The organism is Kitasatospora sp. NBC_01302 (assembly GCF_035976515.1).
Taxonomy (GTDB): domain Bacteria; phylum Actinomycetota; class Actinomycetes; order Streptomycetales; family Streptomycetaceae; genus Kitasatospora.
In genome coordinates this window covers 20,727-45,447 of the sequence record NZ_CP108405.1, presented here as the reverse complement: position 1 = coordinate 45,447, position 24,721 = coordinate 20,727, and the positions used below count along the sequence as shown (strand labels likewise).

The 24,721-nt window shown below is 74.2% G+C and carries 23 protein-coding genes; 2 read left to right on the top strand and 21 right to left on the bottom strand.

The window, feature by feature from the left end:
- Positions 1-81: 81 nt before the first annotated feature.
- A complete protein-coding gene (locus OG294_RS39815) occupies positions 82-723 on the top strand; it encodes a hypothetical protein (RefSeq protein ID WP_327071865.1) in 642 nt (213 codons plus the stop codon).
- A gap of 304 nt (positions 724-1,027) precedes the next feature.
- Here OG294_RS39815 and OG294_RS39810 read toward each other — a convergent pair whose 3' ends face one another.
- The 12 genes from OG294_RS39810 to OG294_RS39755 form a co-directional block, all read right to left on the bottom strand.
- The gene (locus OG294_RS39810) at positions 1,028-4,795 is read right to left on the bottom strand and encodes a LysM peptidoglycan-binding domain-containing protein (protein WP_327071864.1); all 3,768 of its coding nucleotides are present in this window, start codon (positions 4,793-4,795) and stop codon (positions 1,028-1,030) included.
- Between the two features lie 3 nt (positions 4,796-4,798).
- Complete coding sequence (locus OG294_RS39805; RefSeq protein ID WP_327071863.1) at positions 4,799-5,296, bottom strand: hypothetical protein; 498 nt, start codon at positions 5,294-5,296, stop codon at positions 4,799-4,801.
- On the bottom strand, positions 5,293-5,754 hold the full coding sequence (locus OG294_RS39800) for a TadE/TadG family type IV pilus assembly protein (protein WP_327071862.1): 462 nt from the start codon (positions 5,752-5,754) through the stop codon (positions 5,293-5,295). The genes OG294_RS39805 and OG294_RS39800 overlap by 4 nt, the downstream gene beginning before the upstream one ends.
- The gene (locus OG294_RS39795) at positions 5,751-6,170 is read right to left on the bottom strand and encodes a TadE family protein (RefSeq protein ID WP_327071861.1); all 420 of its coding nucleotides are present in this window, start codon (positions 6,168-6,170) and stop codon (positions 5,751-5,753) included. Before OG294_RS39795 ends, OG294_RS39800 begins: the two co-directional genes overlap by 4 nt.
- A gap of 74 nt (positions 6,171-6,244) precedes the next feature.
- The gene (locus OG294_RS39790; RefSeq protein WP_327071860.1) at positions 6,245-6,448 is read right to left on the bottom strand and encodes a hypothetical protein; all 204 of its coding nucleotides are present in this window, start codon (positions 6,446-6,448) and stop codon (positions 6,245-6,247) included.
- A 25-nt stretch (positions 6,449-6,473) separates the two neighbouring features.
- Complete coding sequence (locus OG294_RS39785) at positions 6,474-7,373, bottom strand: type II secretion system F family protein (protein ID WP_327071859.1); 900 nt, start codon at positions 7,371-7,373, stop codon at positions 6,474-6,476.
- Positions 7,370-8,287: a type II secretion system F family protein gene (locus OG294_RS39780; protein WP_327071858.1), complete on the bottom strand. Its 918-nt coding sequence runs from the start codon at positions 8,285-8,287 to the stop codon at positions 7,370-7,372. Before OG294_RS39780 ends, OG294_RS39785 begins: the two co-directional genes overlap by 4 nt.
- Positions 8,288-8,289: 2 nt before the next feature.
- Positions 8,290-9,873 (bottom strand): CpaF family protein, encoded by a 1,584-nt coding sequence (locus tag OG294_RS39775; RefSeq protein WP_327071857.1) that lies wholly within the window; start codon positions 9,871-9,873, stop codon positions 8,290-8,292.
- Entirely contained in the window at positions 9,866-10,690 is an 825-nt protein-coding gene (locus OG294_RS39770) for a hypothetical protein (protein ID WP_327071856.1), read from the bottom strand. Before OG294_RS39770 ends, OG294_RS39775 begins: the two co-directional genes overlap by 8 nt.
- A complete protein-coding gene (locus OG294_RS39765) occupies positions 10,690-11,379 on the bottom strand; it encodes an SAF domain-containing protein (RefSeq protein WP_327071855.1) in 690 nt (229 codons plus the stop codon). The genes OG294_RS39770 and OG294_RS39765 overlap by 1 nt, the downstream gene beginning before the upstream one ends.
- A gap of 76 nt (positions 11,380-11,455) precedes the next feature.
- Positions 11,456-12,418: an ATP/GTP-binding protein gene (locus OG294_RS39760; protein WP_327071854.1), complete on the bottom strand. Its 963-nt coding sequence runs from the start codon at positions 12,416-12,418 to the stop codon at positions 11,456-11,458.
- Positions 12,412-12,807, bottom strand: coding sequence for a hypothetical protein (locus OG294_RS39755; protein ID WP_327071853.1), 396 nt, complete (start codon positions 12,805-12,807; stop codon positions 12,412-12,414). Before OG294_RS39755 ends, OG294_RS39760 begins: the two co-directional genes overlap by 7 nt.
- A 7-nt stretch (positions 12,808-12,814) precedes the next feature.
- Between OG294_RS39755 and OG294_RS39750 the strand changes: the two genes are divergently transcribed.
- Complete coding sequence (locus OG294_RS39750) at positions 12,815-13,120, top strand: hypothetical protein (protein WP_327071852.1); 306 nt, start codon at positions 12,815-12,817, stop codon at positions 13,118-13,120.
- A gap of 370 nt (positions 13,121-13,490) precedes the next feature.
- Here the strand turns inward: OG294_RS39750 and OG294_RS39745 are convergent, their stop codons facing one another.
- The 9 genes from OG294_RS39745 to OG294_RS39705 form a co-directional block, all read right to left on the bottom strand.
- Entirely contained in the window at positions 13,491-13,829 is a 339-nt protein-coding gene (locus OG294_RS39745; protein ID WP_327071851.1) for a hypothetical protein, read from the bottom strand.
- A complete protein-coding gene (locus OG294_RS39740) occupies positions 13,826-13,984 on the bottom strand; it encodes a hypothetical protein (protein WP_327071850.1) in 159 nt (52 codons plus the stop codon). The genes OG294_RS39745 and OG294_RS39740 overlap by 4 nt, the downstream gene beginning before the upstream one ends.
- A gap of 898 nt (positions 13,985-14,882) precedes the next feature.
- On the bottom strand, positions 14,883-17,063 hold the full coding sequence (locus tag OG294_RS39735; RefSeq protein WP_327071849.1) for an ATP/GTP-binding protein: 2,181 nt from the start codon (positions 17,061-17,063) through the stop codon (positions 14,883-14,885).
- Complete coding sequence (locus tag OG294_RS39730; RefSeq protein WP_327071848.1) at positions 17,060-17,521, bottom strand: hypothetical protein; 462 nt, start codon at positions 17,519-17,521, stop codon at positions 17,060-17,062. Before OG294_RS39730 ends, OG294_RS39735 begins: the two co-directional genes overlap by 4 nt.
- 59 nt (positions 17,522-17,580) lie before the next feature.
- On the bottom strand, positions 17,581-18,804 hold the full coding sequence (locus tag OG294_RS39725) for a C40 family peptidase (protein ID WP_327071847.1): 1,224 nt from the start codon (positions 18,802-18,804) through the stop codon (positions 17,581-17,583).
- Positions 18,801-21,338 carry a hypothetical protein gene (locus tag OG294_RS39720; RefSeq protein ID WP_327071846.1) on the bottom strand — a complete coding sequence of 846 codons (2,538 nt, stop codon included), beginning with the start codon at positions 21,336-21,338 and terminating at the stop codon, positions 18,801-18,803. The genes OG294_RS39725 and OG294_RS39720 overlap by 4 nt, the downstream gene beginning before the upstream one ends.
- Entirely contained in the window at positions 21,335-23,869 is a 2,535-nt protein-coding gene (locus OG294_RS39715; protein ID WP_327071845.1) for an ATP-binding protein, read from the bottom strand. The genes OG294_RS39720 and OG294_RS39715 overlap by 4 nt, the downstream gene beginning before the upstream one ends.
- Positions 23,866-24,402, bottom strand: coding sequence for a hypothetical protein (locus OG294_RS39710; RefSeq protein ID WP_327071844.1), 537 nt, complete (start codon positions 24,400-24,402; stop codon positions 23,866-23,868). Before OG294_RS39710 ends, OG294_RS39715 begins: the two co-directional genes overlap by 4 nt.
- Positions 24,399-24,704: a hypothetical protein gene (locus OG294_RS39705; RefSeq protein ID WP_327071843.1), complete on the bottom strand. Its 306-nt coding sequence runs from the start codon at positions 24,702-24,704 to the stop codon at positions 24,399-24,401. Before OG294_RS39705 ends, OG294_RS39710 begins: the two co-directional genes overlap by 4 nt.
- Positions 24,705-24,721: the final 17 nt, after the last annotated feature.

Below are 24,721 nucleotides of genomic sequence, written 5' to 3'. Positions count from 1 at the left end.
GCGAGCAGGCGGGTCTGCGGATTTCACTGACGACGCCCCAGGCCGTCCGGCAGGCTGGCCTTCGTGATCTCACTTCCCGCTGTGCCCAGCTACATCGAAGGCCTGCCACGCGACCCGCGCGGCTACCCGGTGCCGGCCGAGAACCCGTGGACCGCGGGCGAACCCGATCTGGCCCGGCAGAACTTCCACCGGGGCGGCTCGCTGTGGGCCCAGAGCCGCTGCGCGATCTGCGGCTTCAAGATCCCGCCCACGGAGGCGAAGTACCGCCTGTTCGCCGAAGACGAGATCGGGCCCGTGATCCGGCACAACCGCTGCACACGCTTCGACGCGCCGGGGCACCGTGCCTGCATGATCTTCTCCGCGCTGGTCTGCCCGTTCTTCGCCACCCCGAAGGCACCGCGCACTCAGGAGAGCGTTCACGGGGAAGAAGTCCGCGGCCGCCGCCGGGGCACATCCGCCGCGCTCATCGGCTTCCAGACGGTCTACCTGACGGTGGAAGGCGACCCCGGTGACCAGTTCGCGCGCTTCGTCTACGACGGCATCCTCGAGATGCTCGACTTCGAGAAGCCGGAAGAACTGCAGCCGCACCTCGAAGCGGCCCTGAAGGAACTGCGCGCGCCCAGGGAAGGCGACCGTCTCTACTGGCGGCGCAACGACGCGGCCCAACGCGCCTGGGAGAAGACGACGGCAAAGGTCATGCAGCAGGGAACCCGCGTCCGATAGCCCGCCCCGGCCCGAACGGGGGACGGGGGCACGGCGGCGGGTGGTGCTCCGCTCTGCGGCCGGGCCGGTGGGGGCTGTGTCGCGCCCTGTGTCACGGCTGTGTTCCGCCCCGCCAGGATGCCCCGCTATGCCTGTTTCGCCCTGTGTCACCTATGTCCCGAGGGCCGTGTTTGCCCAGGTGGAGGGGTGTGCCTGTATCTGTTGTGTCTTCTGTGTCCGGACCGCCGTCGGGCGGTTCGCCGGGCTGGGACGGCTGGCGGCTACCGGTCGGGTGAGGCGTCCTCGATCTCGCGGTCGTGGGTGTTCAGCGCGCCCGGGCCGGGCGGCCCATGAGTTCCTGGAGGAGCACGATCGTCTCGGCGTCCATGTCGACGTCGCCGATCTCCTCGTTGACCTGTCGCAGGTGGGCGATGGCTGTATGGAGGGCGTCGGTGTCGCCGGCGGCATGGTGGGCGCGGAAGACCATCCGGTGGAGGATCTCGTTGTCCTCGCCGGCGAGCAGGCCGCGGCGCGCGGCCCACAGGGTGCCGGGGATGTCGCCGGTCTCCAGGCAGCGGGTGGCCAGCTCGTGGGCGGCGTGGGTGATCTCGCTGATCATGCCCTGGATCGCGTGTTCGGCCCAGGCGTAGCGGCCGGGGTCGGTGGCGGCCAGGGGGCGCCCGCGCACCAGGGCCAGGGCGTGGCGCAGCGCGAGCGTGCCGTCCTCGCCGGGGTCGGCGTGGCCGGCTCGGGCCAGGCGCAGGAACTGGTCCCAGTCGACGGTGACGGTGCGGGCCAGGCGGTAGCGGTTGTCGGGGGTGTCCTGGAAGTGCGGCAGGTGCGGCGTGCCGTCGGGGGCGGTGCCCAGCCAGCTCCGGGCGCGGGAGGTCAGGCTGTTGCGGACGTTCCTGCTGGTGATCTGGCCCGGCCACAGCGCCTCGTCCACCGCGTGGTGGTCGGCCCCGGGGTTGAGTGCGAGGTAGACGATCAGCTCGGTGGCCGCCCGGCGCCGGTTGGAGCCGATGGTGCCCGCCGCGCCCTCGATGCTGAGCGGGCCGAGCAGGAGCACGGACGGGCCGTCAGGACCCGCGGCCGGCTCGGGAAGCGACACGGCCTGCGAAACCGGCACCGACGCCGGGCCCCGGACCGGCACCGACGCCGGGCCCCGGACCGGAGCCGGGGCCGGGACGGGGTGTTCTTCGGTGGGCCGGGGGAGTGCCTTGGTGTGCTCGTCGTCCTCGGCGAGGATGTCGGCGAGTGAGGGCCCGGGGCGGGAGGCCTCGGCCAGGGTGGGGGTCGGTGGGGCGAGGGGTGTCGCGGCCGCCGGCTCGGTGTCGGCCTCCTCGGGCGTGACGTCCTCGGTGAGGGCGTCGCGTTCCAGGTCGGCGTACTCGGCGGGCAGCCCGTCGTCCTCGGCCCGCGTGGCGGTGTCCGTCGTGGTGTCCTCTTCGACCGGCTCCGTCCCGCCCGTCTCCTCCGTGGCCGTAGCCGGGGCTGGGGCTGGGGCGTCCAGGTCGCGGTCGCGGTCGCGGATCCAGGCCGGGGCGGGAACGTCGGCGGTGCTGGCGGCGAGCGCCAGGAGGTCGATGGCGTCGGCGTAGTGCTCGTCGGTCAGGCCCTGCAGGCGGATCGTCAGCCCGGAGCCGGGCAGCACGAGCGGGGTGTCCGGCCCGGCGCAGGCCAGCGTCCAGCCGTCGCCCGGCGCTGGGGCGGTGCCGGCGGTGACGAGGGCGGCGGCCGGGCGGGGCTGTTCCAGGACCGCGGCGGCGAGTTGCTCGGTGGCCTCGTCGTCGCCCGGGTGGGCGGCCAGCAGGATCTGCGGGGTCCAGGAGTCGCCGGCCTCGTCGGTCAGGCGTACCTCGCGCGGGCTGGTGGCCGCGGCGGCGGTGAGCGCGCGGCGCTGCCCGACGGCGCGGGCACCGAGGGTCGCCAGGGCACGGGCGGTATCGGTGCGCTCGACCCGCTCGGGGACCGCGTCCTCCAGGCGCGGGGCGGCGTCGCCGAGGACGGTGATGTCGAGGTGGCCGATGAGGGGGGTGGTGGCCAGCTCCACGGCCAGGGCCTGGAGGACGTGGCGGGCGGTGGGGCCGGTCAGGTGCAGGTGCCCGGGCTGTTCCAGGTCGATGAGGACCAGGTGGCCCTGGGCGGTCCAGCCGAGCGAGACGAGCGCCGGGTAGGGGGTGTCGATCGCCCGGAGGTCGTCGGCGTCGGCCAGGTCGGCGCCGCCGCCGAGCGCCCACACGGTAGGGCGTCCGGCCGCGGTGAACGGCTTCACCGGGGCGCCGCAGTCGTCGGCGAGGTGCAGTTCGAGGCGGCTGCCGGTGACGATGACCGCCTGCACCGCGGGCAGGGGGCGGCCGATGGCGGTCAGGTGCAGGGCCATGGTGCGCAGCGCCTGGTCGAGCAGGTCGAAGGCGGCCGGGCGCTGGGCGGTGCGCAGGCCCTGTTCGGTGGCGGCGGTCTGGCCGTCGGGCAGGGGGATGTGCCGCCCGGGGCGCACCCGTCGCTGCTGCAGGCGTCGGCGCAGTGCGAGGGTGCCGAGCAGGGCGGCGGCCAGTGCGCCCGCGCCGAGCCAGGCTTCGGCGGGCGCGAGTGCGATGCGGCTCGATTCGGTGTGGGCGGCGGGTGTGGGGGCCGGTTTCAGGATCTGGGCGCCGGTCGGGGAGGGAAGGGGCACGGTGCTGGGGGCCGGCGCGGCGGGCAGGTCGGCGGCGGGCGAGGGGGTGGTGGGGGTGCTCGGCTCCGGTGCCGGGGTGACCGGTCCCGCGGACGAAGCGGCCGGGGCGGCCGGAGTGGTCGGGGCGGGCTGTGCGGCGGCGGGTGGGATGGTCGGCTGGGTGGTCGGGGTACTGGGGGCCGCGGGCGGGGTGCTCGGTGCGGCCTGGGCGGGCAGGTCGAGGACCTGGCCGGGGTAGACGAGGTCCGGATCGGTGAAGCGGCCGCCGTCGGGCAGTTGCTCGCCGCGGTTGGCGGCCCACAGGGCCGGCCACTGGTTGCCGTCGCCGAGGTGCTGCTGGGCGATCGCGGTGAGGCTGTCGCCCTGGCGGACCGTCACCGTCTGAGGGGCGGCCGGGGCCGGTGCGGCCGAGGCCGCGGGGCCGGCGTCGTGGCCGGTCGCCTGCGTGGCCGCGAGCTGGGTACTGCTGGCCGCGGGGCTGGGGTGGGCGTCGGCGGGCAGGGTGAGCACGGTGCCCTGGGGCAGGTGCTGGGTGGGTGTCAGCAGGTTCAGGCCGGCGTTGAGGGCGGCGATGTCGGGCCACCGGTTGCCGTCGCCGAGGGTGCGCACGGCCACGCTCCAGGGTGTCTCGGTGGCGCTCTGCACGGTGACCGTCGAAGCACCGGTGGCGGTGGTCGGTGCGGCCGCGGCTGTGGGGCCGGCGGCATCGGTGGTGCTGGTGGGGGGAGTGGTCGACGGGTCGGGGCGGGCGTCGGTGGGCAGGCGCAGGGTCCATCCGGGCTGCAGGTCCAGGACGTCGCTGGTCATGACGGTGCCGTCGGCCTGGCGGATGCCGGTGTTGAGCTGGGCGATGTCGTGCCAGCGGGTGCCGGAACCGAGGTAGTGCTCAGCGAGGTCCCACAGGGTGTCTCCGCGCACGACCTGGTGGACCGGCCCGGACCACGCCTGGTGGCCGCTGACCGGTGCGCTGGCCGCCGGTGTCGGGGTGATGGCCGCGGTGGCGGTGGTGGGGACCGCGGCGCTGGCCGCGGGGGCGTCGGCGAACGCGCCGCCGGCGGGCAGGAGCAGGACGACGCCGGCGACCAGGGAGGCGGCCATGCGCTGGGTGGCGCCCAGGGCGCGCACGCGCGGGGCCTGTCGGTGGCGCAGCAGCGCGTGCGCCTCCACCACGACGGAGCAGACGAAGGAGGCCCAGGCGGCCCAGCCGATCACGGTGATGGTGCCCAGGAACAGCACGCCGGTGTCGGGGGAGGTGAGCGCGGTGGTGACGTCGTGCCAGGACGGGATGCGCCCGGGCAGGACCCCGACCGTGGTGAGGGCGAGGGGGAGTGCCGCGAGCAGGACGAGCAGGACGGCGAGGGCGGCCAGGCCGCGGGCGGTGGCACCGAGGCGGGAGGGCGGGGCGGTGCGGGGCAAGGGTCAGCCTCCCTGGACGACGAGTTTCGCGCTCGCGTGGCCGGTGACAGTTCCGCCGCCGGTGGGCCAGAACATCGGGGTGAAGGTGGTGCTGGTGTCGACGATGATGCTGCCGTCGCTGCCGAAGGAGACGCTGCCGGCCACGCCGGCCTGCTGGAGGTAGGCGGTGGCGGCGCGCTGGGCGGCGTTGCGGTCCACCGTGATGCCGTCGCCGGAGATGGCCGCGCCCGCACTCACGCTGTCGGCGCCGATCCGGGCGGCTTCCTGGGCGGTGGACTGGGCGTGGTTGAGGGCGCTGAGTTTGTCGGCGCCGTCGGCGACCAGGGCGATGACGGCGAAGATCGCGATGACGGCGGTGACGACGAACAGCGAGATGCTGCCCCGGTCCGACTCGCCGCGGCGGCGCAGGCGGTCGGCGAGGCGGGCCAGGCGCAGGCGGTCGGCGAGGCGGGCCAGGCGCGGGCGGTCGGCGAGGCGGGCCAGGCGCGGGCGGCGGGTCATGAGGCGGTCCTGGCGCGGTAGGGGTCGATCGGGCTGGTGAACACCCCGGTCACGGTGGTGGTGCCGGGCATCCCTGGCAGGGTCAGGTCGGACAGGTCGACGGTGCAGCGCACGGTGACGGTGACGCTGGCCGGGGTGCCGAGGGCGGTGGCGAAGCCGGTGGTGGGCACGTCGATCTGCAGGGCGCTGCAGTGCTGGCCCTGGTCCTGCAGTGCGGCCTGGGCGGCCTGGGTGCCGGCGGTGCGGGCGGCGGTGGGGTCGCGTTCCAGCGAGGCGGCGCGGGCGGCCTCGCGCGCGGCGTCGCTGACCGAGTTGTCGGCCAGGTGGCTGCGGCCCACCGCGACGACGAGCAGCAGCAGGGCCAGGAGCACCGGGAACAGGATCGCGGCCTCCAGGCTCAGGGCCCCGCGGTCGCGGTCGCGGTCGAGTCGGCGGCGGCGTTTGGGGTGTGGGGTCATCGGGTGGCCGTCACCCGCTCGCGCGGGGCGCTGGCGTGCTGGCTGATCGGCAGGCTCAGCCCGGGGATCCAGGTGTCCACCCGGCCGGTGACGTCGATGCGCACGGTGGCGCCGTCGGATCCGCTGACGGTCCGTGAGTCGATGCTGCCGCCGGCCCGGTCGAGGAAGCCGGTGGCAACGGCGATGCCCTGGTCGATGCCGTAGCCCTGCACGCGGGCGGTCTCCACGCCGCGCTGCGCGGCGGACAGGGCCACGTCGCGGGCGTGGTACCAGAGGCCGGCTTGGATCGCGGCGAAGATCACGGTCATCACGAGGGGGAAGACGATGGCCAGCTCCAGGGACAGGGCGCCGCTGTCCCGACCGGCGCGCAGGAGCCGGCGGCGCAGTCGGGAGAGCGGTCGCAGCGGTTGTGGCAACGCGTCCTCCGAAGCGATGGTGAGCGGTGTTGGTGGGGGCGGGCCGGTGGCCCGCGGACAAGAGGCTGCCGGGCCTACTTGATGGCGCCTTCCTTCTCGGTGAGCTTGGCCGCGAGGAAGACGCCCAGGGCGATGCCGCCGGCGACCAGGACGCCGACCAGGATGGCCATCTCGATGGACAGGGCGCCGCGGTCCTTCTCCTTCACGTCGCGCAGCTCGGCGAAGCGGGCGCGCAGCAGGGTGACCAGGTACTGGACGGTGCTGTCGTTGGAGAACACGGTGGAGCCTTTCGGTGACGGCCGTTCAGGCGGCCATGATCTTGGTGATGGCCGGGAAGGCCATGTAGATGGACATGATGATCACCAGGGCTGTCACCGGGATGATCATTTTCTCGGAGACGGCGTTGGCCTCGGCCTGGGCGTCGGTCATCAGGACGCCGCGCAGACTGCGGGCCTGGGCCCGCAGGGTGGAGTAGACGGCCGCGCCCTCCTCACCGGCGAGCGCCATGATGTCGGCGGGCGCCCCGAGCTCGGGCACGCCGAGCTCTTCGGAGAGCTGCTTGAGGCCTTCCCACGGGGGGATGCCGGCGAGCTCGGCGCGGGTGAGCGCATCGCGCAGCCGCACGAACACCCAGCCCTGGCCCAGTTCGGTGGGCCGGCGCAGTGCCTCGGAGGGGCCTGCGTCGGCGGCGCGTTCCAGGCAGACCATCTCCAGGTAGGAGGCGATGGCGTAGCGGAACTCGCGGCGCGCGTTCGCGGCGTCCTCGCGGGCCTGGACGTTGGGGATGAGGGAGAACAGGACGGCCAGGCCGATCGCGGCCAGCGCGGGCGGCGTGAACGGCACGGCGATGCCGGCCAGGGCGATGAGGGCGACGGTCACCGACGGCATGAGGAGTCCGACCAGGGCGAATGAGAGCCGTTTGCCGACGTGCTGGGCGGGGGTGCGTCCGAGCAGGTCGAGCTCCTGGCCGGGCAGGCGCAGCGGGCCTTCGCCGACCACGGCCAGGACCCGGGCGCCGGCCCGGTCCCACCCCGAGGACTGGGCCGCGGCGGCGCGCGGTTCCAGGTTCTCCAGGCGCCCGGCGTCGGTGCGGCGCAGCAGGTCACCCAGATCCGGGCGCTGTCGCATCAGCCCGGCGGCCGTGACGGTGGCGCCCAGGCCCAGGACGGCGCCGGACAGGATGGCAGGAGCGGAGACGATCATGCGTGCTCCCCGGGGGCGTCGTCGGCCGGCGGCAGGAACCGGGGGGCCGGCTTGGTGATGGCCATGCGGCGCATCCACACCAGCACCCCGACGAACGCGCCCGCCAGGATGATCAGGATGGCCTGCCCCGTGATCGAGCTGTAGGGCTTGACGTAGGCGCCCGACAGCATCGACAGGCCGAACGCGCCCAGGCACATCAGCGACACGGCACGGAAGTTGGTGCGCGGCTTCTCGCGGTCGGCCTCGATCTTGCGGCGCATCAGCACCTCCTCGGACAGCTGCCCGGCCAGCTCGCGCAGCGCCGCGCTCAGCCCGGCACCGCGATCGGCCGCATGCATGATCATCAGCGCGGCGACGGAGTCCACCGACGCGTCGTTCATCTCGTCCGCGAACGCCCGGTAGGCCGATCCGGCCTGCCAGCCGGAGGACAGACGGGCCGTCAGCCGGCCGATCTGCGGGGCGATAACGGCCGGGGCGCTGCGCCCGCTGGAGGCCACGGCCTGCTCCAGCGAGATGCCGGCGGTGTGGATGTCGGCCAGGCGCCGCACCCACTCCTCCAGCGCCTCCAGGCGCTGGATCTGCTCCTTGCTGCCGCGCCCGGGCTGGGTGAGCCAGGGCAGTGCGAGGACGGCGGCGGCGCTCAGCAGGCCGGCCAGCGGCCAGGAGGTGAGCAGCCACACCAGCAGCCCGCACCCGGCGGCGCCGGCCGCCAGCAGCCGGCGGTCCGACCAGAGGCCGGCCGGGCCCGCGCCGTCACGGGCGCGGCCGGCGCGCAGCCAGCGCTCCACCGGGCCGGTCGGCCTGGCCACGGGCGGGGCGGTGGTGCCGACCAGGCCGACGACGGCGACCACGGCGCCGGCCACCGCCACCACGCCGGCGACGGCGGCCAGCAGGGCATCAGGGGTCAAGGTCACGCTCACGCTTCCATCACCACCTGCAGCGGCCGCTCCCACGCACCCCAGGGCTGCTGGAGCAGGCGCCGCTCGAAGCCGGCACGCTCCAGGTCCGCCAGGCACTGCGGGGCCATGAGCGGCACCGCCCGCACCTCCCGGCGCCCCGCCTCCTCCCGCGGGCCGAAGACGTGCTGGCGCGAGGGCCGGCCGCCCTCGCCGACGCCGGTCACCTCCACCACCTGGGAGACGAACCGGTGCCGCGAGCCGCCGATCGCGGTCTCGTCCACCAGGCGCACGTAGACGATGAAGTCGATCGCGTTCGCGATCAGCCGGTACGCCAACGAGTCGGTCATCTGCGTGCCCTCGGCCTGCATCGCGAGCATCACCAGGCGCTCGATCGCCATCTCCGCCGAGCGGGCGTGCAGCGTGCACATGCTGCCGCCCTCGCCCTCGCCCATGGCGTGCAGCATCGGCAGCACCTCCTTGCCGCGGACCTCGCCCACGATCACCCGGCGCGCGCTCATCCGCAGCGACTGGACGAACAGCTCGTCCAGGCTGATCTCGCCGGCCGCCCGTCCGTCCGGACCGCGTTCGCCGTTGCCCTCGCGCGCCTCCATCGCCACCACGGTCGGCCCCGCCGGGTCGGTGTGCAGCCACAGCTCGTACTCGCCCTCCAGCGTCACCACCCGCTCCGAGGACGGGATCTCGCGGGCCAGCGCCCGCATGAGCGACGTCTTCCCCACGCCCTGCGATCCGGCGACGACGATGTTCTTGCGGGCCAGCACCGCCGCCCGCAGGAACGCGGCGAGGGTGGAGTCGATCGTCCCCCACGCCCGCAGGTCCTCAAGGCCCTGGGAGCGGGTGCGGTGACGGCGGATCACGATCTCCGGCACCGGCGTCACGAACGCGGTCGCCGCCAGCCGCGACCCGTCCGCCAGGCGGGTGTTGAGCAGCGGACTGGCCGGGGTCAGGGAGCGCTCGCCCTGGCCCTGCGTCCTGACCAGCTGGTTGATCAGCTCGATCAGCTCGGCGTCCGACTCCGCGATCCGCCCCACCCGCTGGGACGGGCGGTCGCGGTAGTCCACCGTGACGTTGTCCGCGCCGGAGATGATGACGTTCTCCGTCTCGGTGTCGTCCAGGTAGGGCTGCAAACGGCCGGCCTGGAACAACTCGGCGAACACCGCCTGCCGAATCGCCTGCTCGTCGCGCGCGCTGAGCGGGGCGGCGGTAGCCGCATACGCGGTCGCCCACTCCGCGACCACGCGGTTCACCAGGCTCTGCCCCAACTGCCGGCGGTCCGCCAGGCCCATACCCGGGCTCTCGGCCGAGGCCTGCGCCAGCTGCTCGGCCACCCGCTGCCGCAGCTCGATCACCCGCGCGTACGGCACCGCCAACCCGCCCACCTGCGCATCCGGCTCCGAGCGCACCGCGGCCCGGGGACGGACCGGACCGGGCACCAGCGGCGCCGCCACGGGCACCGGCGCCGGCTGGGGCGCGATGGCCCACCCGGCCCCGGAGGCGGCCTGCCCCTGCAGCAGCGCGTCCTTGAAACGCTCGGCCCGCGACGAGCCTGCACCGGTCGGAGGCGGTGACATGACGTCAGACATGGGAAACCTCCCCCACCTGGGCGCCACGCGGCGTCAGCTGCAGGCGGCGCCTGGTGGCGGCCACCGTGATCTGCTCGTGCGCGCTGCGCCCGGCCCGCATCAGCGGCGCCAGCGAGAGCCTGCCGCGCAGGCTGCCGCCCTCGGTCAGCACCTGGGCGGTGGACGGGTCGTCAGGAAGAGCGGCCAGGATCGGCAGACCCAGGTGCACGCCGATCTCGCTGGGCCGGTACGGGCCGTGCTCGATCACCAGCAGCCCCAGCGCACCCGCCCCCGCACCGCGACGGTCCAGGTCCTCGCGCAGCACCTTCACCACCGGCGCGGCCGCCGCCACCGACGCCGCCGTCGCCCGCACCACCAGCAGCACCACATCCGCCCGGCGCAGCAGCACCGCCGGCGACAGCGACTCGTTCAGCCCGGTCGCGGACTCCACCACCACCCGCCCCGCATCCACCAGCACGTCGTAGCCGTCCTGCTCCATCACCCGCACCAGCGCGTGCACGGCCTCCCACGTGCCGGCCAGGGACGCGGCCTGCGCCGGATCGGTCACCCCGGGCAGCAGCAGCCGGTCCCCGGCCGCATCCAGCGGCACCAGGTGCCGCTCGAACACCTCGGCCAGGGTTCCGGAGCGGTGCGCGGCGGCCAGGCGGTGCAGCCCGACCGCCGCGGTCACCTCCCCCTGCAGACGGCCGTTGCGGATCGTGCCGCCGGACGGATCCGCCTCCACCAGCAGCGTGCGCGAGGGCGCGGACAGGGCCAGCGCCAGGGCCGAGGCGGTCACCCCGACCCCCTTCGCCGACACGAGAGCGGTAACGGTCATCAGTGCGCCGCCTTCAGTACGATCGCCACCCGGCCCGTGGCCGCCCAGGAGGCCAGCGCCGGGCTGTCCACCGGGGAGACCGCCAGGTCCACCACCCGCGCCCCGTTCGCATCCGGCGCCGCGACCTGCACGATCACCGCGCTGATCGTCGCCGGCTGCGCGGGCGAGGCTCCCGTGCCGTCCTGCTGGCCCGGGGTCTGAACCACCGTCACCACCTGCCCGGGCAGCAGCGTCTCGGCGGGCAGCTGCCCCGGTTTGGCGAACACGCCCACCGTGTCCCGGCCCGCGGCCAGGGGCTGCCCGGCCCGCACCGACCTGTCCGTCACCAGCGACCCGGCCGGCAGGTCCATTGCCGCCGTCTTGCCCAGGACGTCGTGGGCCCGTGCCACCGGGACCGGGTGCAGCGCAGGATCGGCGACCATGGAGGCCCGCACCAGGTCCTCGGAGGTGATCACCTGGCCGGCCGGGATGTCGTGGGCGACCGCGATCACCTCGGTACGATCACCCGCCAAATTGACCAGGTAGGCGCCCGACAGGCCGCCCACGGCGGCCAGGGCCACGCCGATCGCGACCAGCGCGGGGCGCCGGCTGCGCCTGGGGGAGCTGTCGGTGATGGGCAGCGCCGCGCTCTGCCGGCTGCCGGGGTCCTCGGCCTGGGCCGAGCGCCGCTTCTGGGTGATCAGTGCCATCAGGACGTTCTTCTTCCTTCACGGACAGGTGCGAGAGAACTGGGGCGGACACAGCGCCGAGGGATTGCTGGGCTGGTCACTGGGTGTTGATGGCCTGCGCCTCGGCGATCTTCACGGTGGCGGTCGCGGTGCGGTCCACCGGGATCTCGCCGTGCTGGCCCGTCGTCGCGCTCCAGTCGACGAGCCACTTGCTGGTCGCGGTGATCGCGTAGGTGCCGGGCTGGGTGTAGGTATGGCCGCAGCCGGGCTGCTGGGTACCGAACGAGGGGTCGTACTTCACCCCAGGGCCGGTGCAGGTCACCGACGTGCCGTCACCGGTCGCCCAAATGATCCGATCCACGTGCGCCGTCGCGGTCACCGTCACCCCGCCGGCCGAGGCCGTGGCCGAGGTCGGGCCCCACGTCTTGTCCGAGACCGTGTTCCACAGCCACACCGGCAGACCAACCAGCGACGCGCTGCCACCCTGCCGCGGCGCGGTACCGATGTCCGCACCCAGCAGACCCATCTGCGTGACCATCTGCTGGGCCACCGTCGCAGGGTCGACGGCCGCGGCCCCGCCGAAGCCGGGGGGCGGGGTCGCGCTGAACGTGGTGCCGCCCAGCAGCTCCTCACCTGGGAACGGGCAGGTCACGTTGTACAGCTGGCCGTCGCCAGGCTTGTGCTGGGCGGGCGCGCTGTCGGCGTTCTTCCACGCGGGGTCGTCGTCCGGAGGCTGGGGGGTGAGCAGCGCCCAGTAGCACTGGTCGGAGGCGTTGAACCAGCCCATCTTTGGGTCGGAGCAGGGGACGACCTGCCCAACGTGCTGGCAGACCTCCACGCCGCTCGCCGCGCCGGCGCCGGTGGAACTGGTGTTGCTGCTGCCCGTAGTTCCGGTACTGCCGGGACTACCCCCGCCTGTTGCGGTGACCGTGCACGTGACCACCCACTCCGGGCAGTCGACTCCGCCGCCGCCGTCCGCGTGGGCGCTGCTCGTGCCGAAAGTACCAGCGGTGACGGCGATGAGCGCCGCGCCGGCCAGCCGCTGCCGGAGCGTCAGCATGTCCGGGTCCGGTCGATGGTTCCCGTCATGATGACCCACCGGCCCTCGAAGATCGCCGCTGTCGCGGACAGCGGGTGCCGGTGGGAGTCGGGAACCTGCTCGACGTGCTGACCGGTGGCCTTGTAGATCGGGTAGTAGGTCGTGCCGTCGATGCAGTCCGTGAGGGTGGCCCTGGCGGGGCTGCTGCTCAGATCGACAGCCGTCACGGTGGGGCTGAGCGTCGGCGCCCCCACCGTGACCATGCCGTGCTGCTGGTAGTAGAACTCGGTCGCCTTGATGCCGGACAGGGCCTTGTCCTGGGCGTACTGCTCGACGTTCACGCCGTCGTAGCCGCCCTGAGAGTAGACCTTGACCTGGGCGTCCCACATCGACTTGTACGCCGCCAGCACCTGGCGTGTGGCGTCTGTGGTGGGATCGCTGGAGGGTGAGGCCGGGGGAGAGGCTGACGACGAGGGTGAGGCTGACGACGAGGGTGAGGCCGGCGAGGATGAGGGGAGCGCTACGGGCTTCTTCGCGCTGGACCCGCAGGCGGTCAGGAGCACGGCGGCGGTGAGGACAGCAGTTGCTGCGGGGAGCGCACGCGCGCTGATGGATGAAGTGGAAGAGCGAGTCCTGTGGTGCATGGTCCATCCCCCAGAGTCATCTGTCTGGCCGAAAGCGGCCTGCAGCCCGGTGACCTTCCGCCGGCTTGCGGACGTTTGATGTCCTAACCGGATAGACGCGTCCTGCGTCACCCACACGTCCTTGGCGGTCGGACCGGACACGGGCGTGCAGTTCCCCAGCAGTACAGCCGTGCCACAGCGGTACTGCGTAGTCACACTACGAGATTTTTGGCCAATTTCCTACCACCTAGTGGTAGTTCGACTACTCTGCGGAGCCGCAATTCGAAGTTCTCGTGATGAATCGGAATATAACCATCCGTCAGGTGCGACAGTCAGCAACGGGCCGATGGATGGGCCGTGCTGTCTGTTCACCCGATCGGGTCATCACGTTCCGGTCCGGGCGCCGTGTGCACGAGGTCCGTGACGCCCCTGAGTGGTTCCGGGAGCACGGCGAAGGTGACGACCGGTCGTTACACGGCCGACCCGGGGCGGTCCTCCCGGCCGCCGGGGATGACCCGCAGGACGGGGCTGGCGGGTGCGAACTCGCCAAGGTCGAGCGCGGCGTCGCGCCAGTTGGCGATCAGCTGCAGCAGCCGGGCGGTGTCGTCGGGGAACGGCGGCGCCTCGGTGCCGGGGACGACGGGCTGGAGGATCGCAGCGGCGAGCCGGACAGCATGCAGGGCGGTGGTCGCCCGCGGTTCGATGCCGCCGGCGTGACCGACGTGCCGCAGGGCGTCGAGGCGCTTCTCCAGCTCCAGCAGCATGTCGTAGGCCGGGACGTATGCCGGGTTGCTCCACTCCTCGCTCACCGAGCCTCCTCCCGGTCGGCGGGGCCGGTGTCCTCGACGTGGGCTCCGGTCGGCTCCGGGGCGTCGGCCCAGGTCCCGAACGGGCCGGGCCGCCCGGGCTCCTCGGCGCCGAGCAGCAGCGCGCCGCCCTTCATCCGGTGGGGGCTGGGGATCACGGGGTGGCCTCCTCGCGGTCGGTGGCGGTGAGCGAGGCACGCTGGGCGACCAGGCGCTGATGGCGTGGATCGTCGGCGTAGGACGGTGGCATGACCGCGAGCCTACCGAGGCGTACAAACGGGCTGACGGGTAATCAGTCACGACGAACGCCCCTGCCACTACTGCACCTGGCGAGAGGACCGGTCGGAGGCTGCCACCGCACCGTCGGAGCACACGGCCTGGCCAGCAGGTGGTTCGGGAATGAAGGCCATAGCCGGTTGGCGGTAGGTTAACGGGTTCGCCGTGGCGGCACGGGACCGCTGAGGCCCGCGCCCGCCGGACAGGTCGGCGCTGATGCGCTTCGGCAGCACAAGCGAGGTAGCAGGAGGTTGACGTTGTTCCTCGCGAACGAAGCCAGCATCCGCGAATCGCGGCTTCCGCGAGCTGCGAGAGATCGGCCTCGCCTGGGCCATCGAGGACGCCCTCTACCAGCTGCACCCGCTGCTCACCGGCGGCCGTTCGGCCACGCGCCTTGCCGCCGTCCCGCAGATCAAGGTTCCGAAGGTCGGCGAGCAGCGTCGCCAGCGCTACGCCGCCCAGCTCGCCAGCCTCGGCCTGTCGGCCTGAGCCGCTCCACCGTTCAGCCCGCCGACCCGGCTCTGGTCGGCGGGCTGAACCGTTCTGGCCCCCGCGCGGGGGCCAGAACGGTTCAGCCGGTGCTACCGGCCGGGGCCCGAGCGGTAGCTGTTGGCCCCCATGCAGGGGCCAAAGCGGGAAGGTCGGTGCTACCGCGCCAGCGGCGGAAGCCGTCCGGTCCGCCCGGATTGAGGTCCTGGGCCGGGCCGGACGGCGCCTTCGGGCGCGGTGATCGGTCAGGTGAACCTGGTGTTCTTCAAGGTCCCCGGCAGCGTCAGGTAGTCAGGTGCGGTGGGTGGTGGGGTGGCCGCCGGTGGGCCGGCGCAGGTGGTGGGCGGTGACCAGGTTGTCGAGTCGCTCCAGGTTGTCGAGGATCTCGCCGGCGGGGCGGCGGCGCATGTTGGTGTCGATCGCGGCGTCCAGGGCGGGAACGCCGGCCGGGTTGTTGTAGTGGGCGAAGACCTCCTCGACGGGCAGGCCGCGCACGCGGAACGGCGTGGTCCGTACGCCGTCCAGGGTCACGGACATGAGGTAGTGGTACTTCGGCAGTTCGGTGATCGTCTCCGCTTCCACCAGGCCGCCCCAGCGCTTGGCCACGAAGTCGGCTTCGTCGACGTCGGCCGCGCAGGTGGACAGGATCGACTGGTTCTGCAGCAGCGCCTGGCGGGTGATGGCGCTGAGCCGCAGCGCCATCTGGGTCATGCCGGTCAGCCGCACCTCGTACTTGCGCAGTTGCTCGCAGATCGCCGCGAGGAAGCCCTTTGACGAGGCGTCCAGGGCGGTGAGCTCGTCGATCCACGACCAGAAGGTGCGCCGCCGGTTGCGGGGGGTGTCCTGGCGGGAGAGGCCGGCGCGGTGCAGGTCGTGGATGAGCAGGCAGCTCACGATGGCGTCGGCCTCGGATCCGGACGGGCAGACGAATACGACCTTGCCCTGGTCCATCGCGGTGCGGGCGTCGTAGCCGGAGCGCGGGTTGCCGAAGAACGCCTGCAGCGACTGCGAGGTGTCCAGGCGGTCGATGGCGTAGGTGACGGTGGGGGTCGCGTCCTTCGGGAGGGCGGGGAACACGTTTTCCCAGTAGGCGCGTGCGCTGCGGGGCAGTTTGGCCAGCAGCGGCAGACGCCAGTCGTCGTCGGTCAGCCACGACCTGATCTGGAACAGCGTGCACTGGGCCTGGGGCTGGCCGGCGCGCACGGCCTGGAGGTTGAGCAGGGCCAGGGCCTGGGCGGTGCGGGCGAGGATGGTGCGGGCGCGGGGGGCGTGGTCGCCCCAGTCCTGGGCGGCGGCGATGCCCTCGACCACGCACCGCACCACGTCCTGGACGTCGCTTGCCCTCTTGCCTCCCATCGACAGCGGGTTCCAGGACACCACGGGCTGCTGCTCGTCGGTGACCCGGGCCAGGTCGATGAGCCAGAGCCGGTCCATGACCTGGGGGTGCGCCAGGTAGGGCCGGGCCCGGATCCAGGCCTCGCCGTGCGGGTCCAGGAACCAGGTGCCGGCCCCGTTGTGGGCGAGGGCGATGCACTGCACCAGTGCCTGCTCGGTCTTGCCGTGGCCGGACTTGCCGAGGTTCAGTGCGAACAGCAGGTCGCGCTGCGGTACGGCGCCGATCCGTTCGATGCCGTCGGGGTAGACGACCGCGCCCAGCGGTACCAGGCCCGCCTGGCCGGTGTAGACGGGCAGGGTGGCCGGGGCGGGCGGGACCAGGCCGCCGGAGCGCACCACGCTGGAGGCGTGGCAGTGGCGGCTGGGGGGTTTGAGCCAGCCGGCGACCTCGGGCACCGTGACCCACTGCCGGCGCCGCGGGGCGAACTCCCCGGTGTCGAAGCGGCGGTCGAAGTCGGCGACCGCCCGCCGGCTCTTCGGGCGGTGCGTCTTGAGGTAGTTCTCGCCCGAGGTCGCGGCCATGGCGGCGAGCAGCTGGTGCATGCGGGCGAGTGCGGCCTGCGGGTGCCGGGCCTGGGTGCGCAGCAGCACCTGCACCGCGAACACGGCCGCGCCGGGGGTGAACTTGCCCACCGCGGCGGCCGCGTCCGTCATCCGCGGTACCCGCCCGCCGCCGCCTGGGCCGCCGGTGGGGGTGCCGCCGTTCCAGGCGGAGCGGAACGAGGAGGTGATGCCGGCCAGGCCCCAGCCGGAGCCGGCCAGTTGCTCGCCGTAGGCGGTGGGGCCCTGGCGGCGGGCCTGGGCGAGCAGGCGGCGCCGGCGGCGCGCGAGCGTGCGCTCGGGCACGGGGACCAGGTCGATGACGAGGTCCGCGCTCTCGCCGTCCTGGGTGTTGACCGCGCCGAGCGCGGTGGCGAGCTGCTGCAGCGGATCCGGCGTCAGGCCGAGCGCGGCCAGCGGCTTGTGGTCGGGCAGGGCCAGGACCAGCTCGACGCGCTGGGTGTACACCGGCCCGCCGGCCGGTTCGGCGGCCTGCTCGGTGGGGGCTGCGGGCTTGGTCAGGTCGACGGTGGTCACCGGGTCTCCTTCGGGCTGGTGGTGAAGCGGACGGGTTGGATGGCCTGCCCGGGGCGGGCACAACGGATGTCGACGCCGGCGTAGCCGGGCATCTGGAGGACGGCGGCGGCCTCGGCGGGGCCCTGCAGCAGGCAGCGCATCTGTCCGCCGTCGGCGCTGTAGCGCAGCCGCACGGCCGCGCCGCGGGCCGGGACGCAGCCGGCGGCCCAGTGGGCGCGGGCGAGGTGGTGGCCGAAGCGCACCACCTCACCGGGCGAGGGGTCGAACCGGGTGGTGGGCACGATCTCCACCCGGGTGCGGTGGGCGAGGGCGGCACGGGCCGCCCGGAGCCGGCGGTGGGACCGGGCGGCCCACAGAAGGGCGGCGACGAGGGCGGCGCCCCCCACGTAGGGGGACAGCGCGAGCAGCGGGTGGGCGGCGGGGAGCGCGCCCAGAACGGGAAGCTGGCCAGGGGGCACGGGAGGGTCTCCTCGATATCGGGGCTGTGAGCGGGCCGGGGATGCAGGGGGAGGTCGTGTCAGGTGTTCACCACCCGGCGCACGGCCAGGAGCTGGCCGAAGCCGGAGATCGGCAGGACGTCGACCACCGCCCCGGTGTGCGGGGCCTGCACCACCAGGCCCTGGCCGATCGCCATCCCGACATGGCCGGGCGCCTGTGGGCTGCCCTCGGTGAAGAGCAGGTCCCCGGGCGCGATCGCGCCCGGATCGGTGGGGACGGCCACGCCCTGGCCGACCTGGTCGTAGGTGGTGCGCGCCAACGTGATACCGGCGACGCCGTAGGCCCGCTGCACCAGCGAGGAGCAGTCGCAGCGCCCGGCCGGATCGGAGCCGTGCGGGTTCGTGCACTCGCCGCCCCACTGGTACGCGGTCCCCAGCTGGCCCAGCGCCCAGCCGATCGCGGTGCGCACCACAGCGGGCGCACCGACGGGGATCTGGTAGCCGGCCGGGAGCCCGGCGGCCGCGGCCGCCGACGGATCCGCCGGAGCGCCGGCCCCGCCGCAGGCCCCCGCCCCGGCGCTACCCGCTGCCGCCTCGCCCAGGCCCGGCAGCCCGGCGGCGGGTGCCGAGGGGCCGGCGGCGCCCGGGGTGGCCGGTGCGCCCTGGGCCGCGGGCAGGGTGGGGGCGATGGCCTGCTGCAGGGCGGTGGCCAGCGCCTCGTGCGAGGCGTAGGCGTCCGGGTAGGCGGACTGCTGCACGCGCTGGGCGGCGACGGTGAGCGGCAGCTGCTGCCAGCCGGGCACGGCGAGCAGTGCACCGTAGAACTTCTGACTGGCGTAGACGGGGTCGAGGATCTGCTCGCGGGTGCCCCAGCCCTGGGAGGGGCGCTGCTGGAAAAGACCGAGCGAGTCCCGGTCCCCGCCGGTGAGGTTGCGCAGGCCGGACTCCTGGAGGGCGACGGCCAGCGCGATGACCTGGCCGCGGGCCGGGACGCCCATCTGGGCTCCGGTGGCCACGATGGCCCGGGCGTTGGGGATCTGCTCGCCGGGCGCCTCCAGGCCTGGGACGGCAGTGGGGGCGGCCGCGCCGGCGCCGGCGAGCACGGCGGTGACGGCTTGATCGAGCCGGGCGATGTCCACCGCGGCGCCGGCGCCGGGGCAGGCCGGCTGTTGGGCGGCCTGGTTCTGCGAGGCTTGGGCGAGGTTGGCGGCGTGGGTGGCGATGGCGCACAGCAGCAGCAGGCCGAGCACGGGCAGCGAGGCGAGCGCGGCCAGGCGCGGCCAGGCGCGGTGACGGGTGTTCACCGGCGGCCTCCGGGCGGGGTGCGGCGTCCGGCGCGGTCCAGGCGCCGGCGCAGCCGCTGCTGTTGGGCCGAGGCCGCCGGCTGCGCCGGCCGGTCCGGGCGCGGGCTCTGGGCGGCAGCAGCCGTGCGGGTGCGGGCAGCGGGGGTGCGGGCCGGTCCGGGCGCGGGGTCGGCCTTCAGGGCTTGTTTGGCCTCGTGGGTCACCTCCGCCCACCGCGCCCACAGCTGCGCGACGCGCTCGGACATGTCCTGGCCTGAGCTGCTCTCCGAAGCGGGGGCTGGTGCTGCCGTGGTAGCCGGTGGGGTGGGGTCGGGCGTCTGGCTGCGGCCGGTGGCGGTGGCGAACTGTGTCCAGTCCAGTGCCATGCCGGTGCTCTGACGCGGCGTCGGCGATGGTGCCGGTTCGGGCGTCGTGGCGGAGACCGGCTCGGGTGCCGCTTCGGGTTCGGGTGCCGTGGCGGGGGTCGGGGTGGTGGCGGGCGTGGCCGGTTGGGTGGCGGGTACGGCGGGGGTGGGCACGGTCGCCGGCTCCGTGCTGGGCTGGGGCGCGGGGCCGGGCTGGGCGGTGGTCTCGGCGGGGATGGGCTGTGGGGGCAGGGGGCGTCCGGCGGGGCGGGCGGCGGGGATGGGGGCGCGGCGGGTGCGGGAGCCGGTGGCGAGGCGGGAGGCGAGGGCGACGGCGCCGATCGAGGACGGCAGGGCGTAGCCGAGCGCTCCGATGGGGTTGCCGGATGCGAGGGTGACTCCGGCCATGGCGGTGCGGACCACGGCGCGGGCGGCGCTCTGGGCCACCGGCCGCCCGGTCCTGGCCGTGGGGGCGGGCGGGGTGAAGATACTGCCGTGGGTGCCGCCGATCCGTCCGGCGTTCATCTTGGTGCGCCAGGCGTGGGAGATCTGGCGCGAGCGCTCGGCCAGACGCCGGCGCTGGTGGAAGGTGGCGATGGCGACGATGTCGATGGCGAGGAAGCGCAGGGTCAGCTCGTGGCCCCAGTCGTCCTGCGTGGGTGTCAGCAGGGCTTGGACGACGACGATGACCACCGCCAGGACGATGACGCTGGTGAGCATCTGCGCCAGGGAGCGCAGGACGGATGCGCACCAGTCCCACAGCCAGCCGCGCCCGGCGCCCGGGACGGTGCCGGCGACGAGCGCGGCCTCGCCGCGGATCGCGTCCCAGCCGATCCGGACCTGGGCGACCAGGAACGACCAGGTGAGAGCCGCGATCAGGGCGGTGATGATCAGCGCGGCGATCAGCAGGAAGAGGGCACCGGCGACCTTGTCCAGGCTGGCCTTCTTCTGCGATGCGGCGTCACCGTGCACGCACCTGGCCTCGAACTGGGCGCTGGGCGGGGTGCCGAAGTGGTCGGCGGCCCACTGACTGGCAGCCCCGAGCAGGGCGTCGTTGCCGGTGGAGAGTGCGCCGCCCACCAGCGGGATGGAGTTGGCGATTCCGTCGGTCGCCTTCTTGAGCTTGGCCATCTGCTCGCTCATGGCCTGGTCGTAGGCCAGCTGGGAGATCAGGGTGGTGCTGTAGGAGGCGGCGCAGTCGCCGGAGAACACCTGCCCGTAGCGCAGCAGTTCGGAGGGCTGGACGATCAGGGCGGTGGTGAGGGCGTCGGTGATCGGGCGGGCCAGCGCGGCGGCGCTGACCTGCCCGGCGGGGTCGGCGGCGGTGGGTGCGCCCGGGGCAGCGGGCGCGGACTGCAGGATCGCGTCGGCGACCTCCAGCGCAAGGCCGCGGGCGGCGGCGATCGCCCCGTGGTTGCTGTCCATCAGCAGAGTGGGCGGCGAGGCGAGCAAGGTGGTGGTCAGGGCGGCGAGCAGCAGGCTCAGCGCCGCGTCCCCCCAGCCGCGGGCGCGGTCACCGAACAGGATCCGCGCCACGCACACCAGCGCGCACACCGACAGGGCGAGGGAGGGCAGGCCCATCTCCACGATGACGCGGGTGTGCAGGCTCTGGGCGACCGCCGCGACGGGGGTGAGCAGGATCTTGGCCAGGCCGAAGGACAAGGCCCAGGCGATCGCCCAGCAGGCGAACGCCACCGCCCACTTGGTCATCATGAACGCGAGCTCGGTGAGCAGGTTGTAGATGCCCAAGTCCCAGTCGGTGATGCCGCCGGTGTCGCTCCTGGCGGTGTAGGCCTCGATCGGGATGCCGCTCGCATCGGTCACGTTGAAGACGGACAGCACGCCGCCCTGGGCGGGCAGCAGTGCGCGCAGCTTGTCGGCGCGGGCGGCCAGCTGCGCCTGCTGCTGATCGGGCGTCAGTGTCTCGGCCTGCTCCTGCAGCACCTGCTGGAGCAGCGCCTGCTGCCCGGGGCTGGGTGCCGGCGCTCCGGTGGCCGGGGGCTGGGCGGACACCGCGGGCGTGCCCGCCGCGGCCGGCGCGGGCGTGGGTGCGGGGTCGGCCTGGGCGGGCAGGCTGGTCAGGACGGTCAGGAAGGTGGCGGCGAGCGCGGCGGCCAGCAGTGCGCCCCGTAGCCGGGTGGCGCCGAGCAGCCGCAGCAGCGCCCAGGCACGGCGCGCCTTGATGGTCATGCCGTCACCTGGTAGCCGCCGCCGGGGGTGGTGTGGATCGCCTCGGCCACCGCCCGATCGAGGGGCAGGACGATGCGCATCATGCCGATCCGGCCGGCCAGGTCGTGGTAGAGGCACTCGCCGGCCCGGGCCGCGCGCTCGGTCTCGGACAGGTCGATCGGGGACAGGCCCGCGGTGACCAGGTCCAGCAGCGTCTCGTCGGTCGCGTCGGTGCCCAGGAAGGCCAGCGCCCGGCGGGCGAGGTCGCGGTCGCTCTGGCGGAACAGGAGCCGGTGGGCGATCAGGCCGCGGATGACGGACCCCTTGGCGGTGTCGGGGCCGATGTCGAACGGGTCGTGGGAGGCGACGTAGGCGGCGGCGTTGTGCTTGCGGCCGTCGCGGATCAGCTCCAGCAGCAGGTCCTGGCCCTCGTCCGAGCTGGTCAGCCACCAGCACTCGTCCACGACCACGACACCGAACTCGCGCTTGTCGGCCATGACGCTCTCGCGGGCCACCGCCGCCACCAGGTACATCACCGCGCGCCCCAGGACCTTCTCGAATTCCAGGCGCTCGATGCGGTGGGCGGATTCGAGTTCGGCCGCCTTGGGCAGCTGCAGGGCGCTGGTGGCGAACACGACCACATCGGCGCGGGCGGTGTCCACGGCGGGCAGCGTGTCGTCGAAGATCACGGCGGACAGGTCCTTGCGGGCGACCGCGCCGAGCTTGCGCGCCAGCCCGTGGGCCGCCGGGTCGCCGGCCCCGCGCGCGGCCAGCTCGGCGACCAGGGCCCGCATCGAGGGGACCGGCCGCTCCAGCACCGCCGCCACCGCCTCCGAGAGCGCGACGCCCTCCAGGTCCATCGGCCGCACCCCTAGCAGCAGCGTCAGGAACGACTCGGTGAACCGGGCCGCGCTCTTGGGGTCCTGGAACACCCGCAGCGGGTCCAGGCTCACCTCGGCGTGCTGGCCGATCCGGATCACCTGCGTGCTGCCGGGGCAGGTCCGCGCGAAGCGGACCCATTCCTCCTCGACGGTGCGGTCCACGATCACCGCCCGCCCCCGGCTGCCCGGCCGCGCGGCCCGGCGCCCGGTGGCGAGCACGTTGAACGCCGCGCTCTTCATCGCCGCGCTCTTGCCGGCACCCGGCTCGCCGAGGAACGCCATCGATGCGCCCGCGTTGGCCTCCTGCGGGCCGCGGGCCGGATCGTGCAGCACCGGCCGCACCCCGCCCGAGGCGAGCTGAAGCCCCATCAGCGCCCCGCGGTCATCGCCCAGCCGCGAACCGCACCACGGCAACGCCATCGCGAAGCCGCGCGCGAGCAGCGTCTGCGCGTAACCGAGCAGCACCCTGGGGGTGCGGGAACCGGGCAGCATCGCCTGCCACAGCCTGGCCTGCTCACCGACCGGACGCGCGAACGTGTAGTCACCCGATCCGAAAGCGGCCACCAGCGCCTGGGCGCGGGCCTGCGCCACCTCGGCCGTGGCGCCCCACACCGCGAGGGTGACCATGGCCCGCACCTCCACCTCCTGGGCCGAGCCGAGCAACTCGGCGCGCAACTGGTCGTTGTCGGCGACGTGCTCGGCCACGGACGCGGGAGGGCCGGCCGGGTCGTGCGCGTACTCCTCGGCCTGGGCACGCAGGTGCCGCGCCCGCCGCCGCGCCCGCAGCTCGGCCCTGGCCCCCGGCGTGACGACCAGCCGCGCGGCCCAGTCCACCGGGAAACTGGCGTCGTCCAACTGCGCCAGGTACGCGGCCCCGGGCAGGGCGAACGCGTCCGGCATCTGCGCCAGCGCCAGCAGCGCCTGGTAGGAGTCGCCCCACGGGCTGGACACCTGGAGGAAACGGCGGGAGAACGGTGAGGCGGGCCGCCGGCCGGGCTGCTCGGCCAGGCCGCCCTCGGCCAGGACCAGCTCGCCGAGCGCGGCCACCGTGCGCCCGCGCCCGCGCACCGGCTCCTCGCCCTCGGGCAGCCACGGCCCGGCCAGCCCTCGGCGGGCGCTGTGCCCGTAGATCCACAGGATCTCGGCCTCGGAGGCCGGGCGCATCGTCACCCCCGAGGGCCAGGAAGCCTGGAGCCGGCGCGCCTGCTCGATGCGGCGCTCGACCTCGACCCGGCCGATCGCGGCGGGCAGCAGCCCCAGCTGCAGCTCCAGCTCGGCGCGCGCCGCCCCCCACATCTGACGCACCCCCTCGCGGCGCGAGAGGGCGGGCAGCGGCACGGCGAGCCAGTCGGTGCGCCCGGTCAGCTCCAACTGCTCCAGCTGGTCCAGCACGGTGTGGCCCAGGTCCTCGAACCGGGGACTGGCGTCCAGGTCGACGCCCTCGACCATGGCGCGCACCACGGTGACCGGGTCGATGGCCGGGCACAGGCTCAGCAGCATCGGCTCGCCGACCATGGCCTTGACCAGCGACTCCAGGGCGTGCAGCCGGCCGCGCCTGGCCGCGCCCGGGGCGTGGGACAGGCCGGCCGCGGCCACCCGCCACACGGCCCAGCAGCTACCGCTGGTGGTCCAGATGATGTTCCCGGCCACGTGCCGGATCGGCAGGCTCACCGCGCCACCCCCGCGGTTGGGCGGGCCGCCAGCAGCGCCTGCACACCGGACGCCACCGGAACCACCGGGCCGGGAACACGAGCGGCAGCGGCCGCCGGCGCGTGCCCGCCGGCCGCCTGGGGGGCGAGGACGACCAGGGGAAGGCCCCGCACGGGGCGGGGCGCGCGCAGCGCCCGGCCGTGCAGGCGGCCCGAGCGCGGGCCGGCCAGCATCGCGGCCACACTCGCCAGCCCGGCCACCGGGTTACGCCCGTCGACGTGCACGTGCCGCAGCGCGAACGCCACCGCGAACGGCGCGCCCACCATCACGGCCGCATCCACCCAGCCGTGCCCACCCCACACCCGGCGCGACAGGCCCAGCAGCGCGACCACCCCGACCATCGCCCCGAGCTGGGTGATCGTGTACGGCCCGCCGAGCAGCCGCAGGCTGCGCCCGTCGCCGCCACGCACGACGCCCACCAGCAGCGGCGCCGAGCGGGCCTTGGTGTAGCAACGGCCGACCAGGTCCGGCTCCTCGCCGCCCGCGGCGCTCACTGGTCGCCCCGCTGGACGGTGCCGCTGGTGGTGCTGCTGGTCAGGCTGCCGTTGTCGTGCGTAGTGATGTCCTGGACCGCCTTGCCCTGCAGGGTGCCCATGGAGGAGGACAGGCCCCACACGATCGCGGCCATGATGACGGCCATGATCGTCGGGCCGGGGGAGCGGGTGCGCATCCCCACGACCACCACGAACAGCCCGCACATCGCCGGGATCAGGATGGTGAAGATGACGAACTTCGCGTCGGTGCCGAGGCCGGCGATCGTGACCAGCCAGCCGCCGGCCAGTTCGGTGGTGTGCACAGCAGAACCTCTTTCGG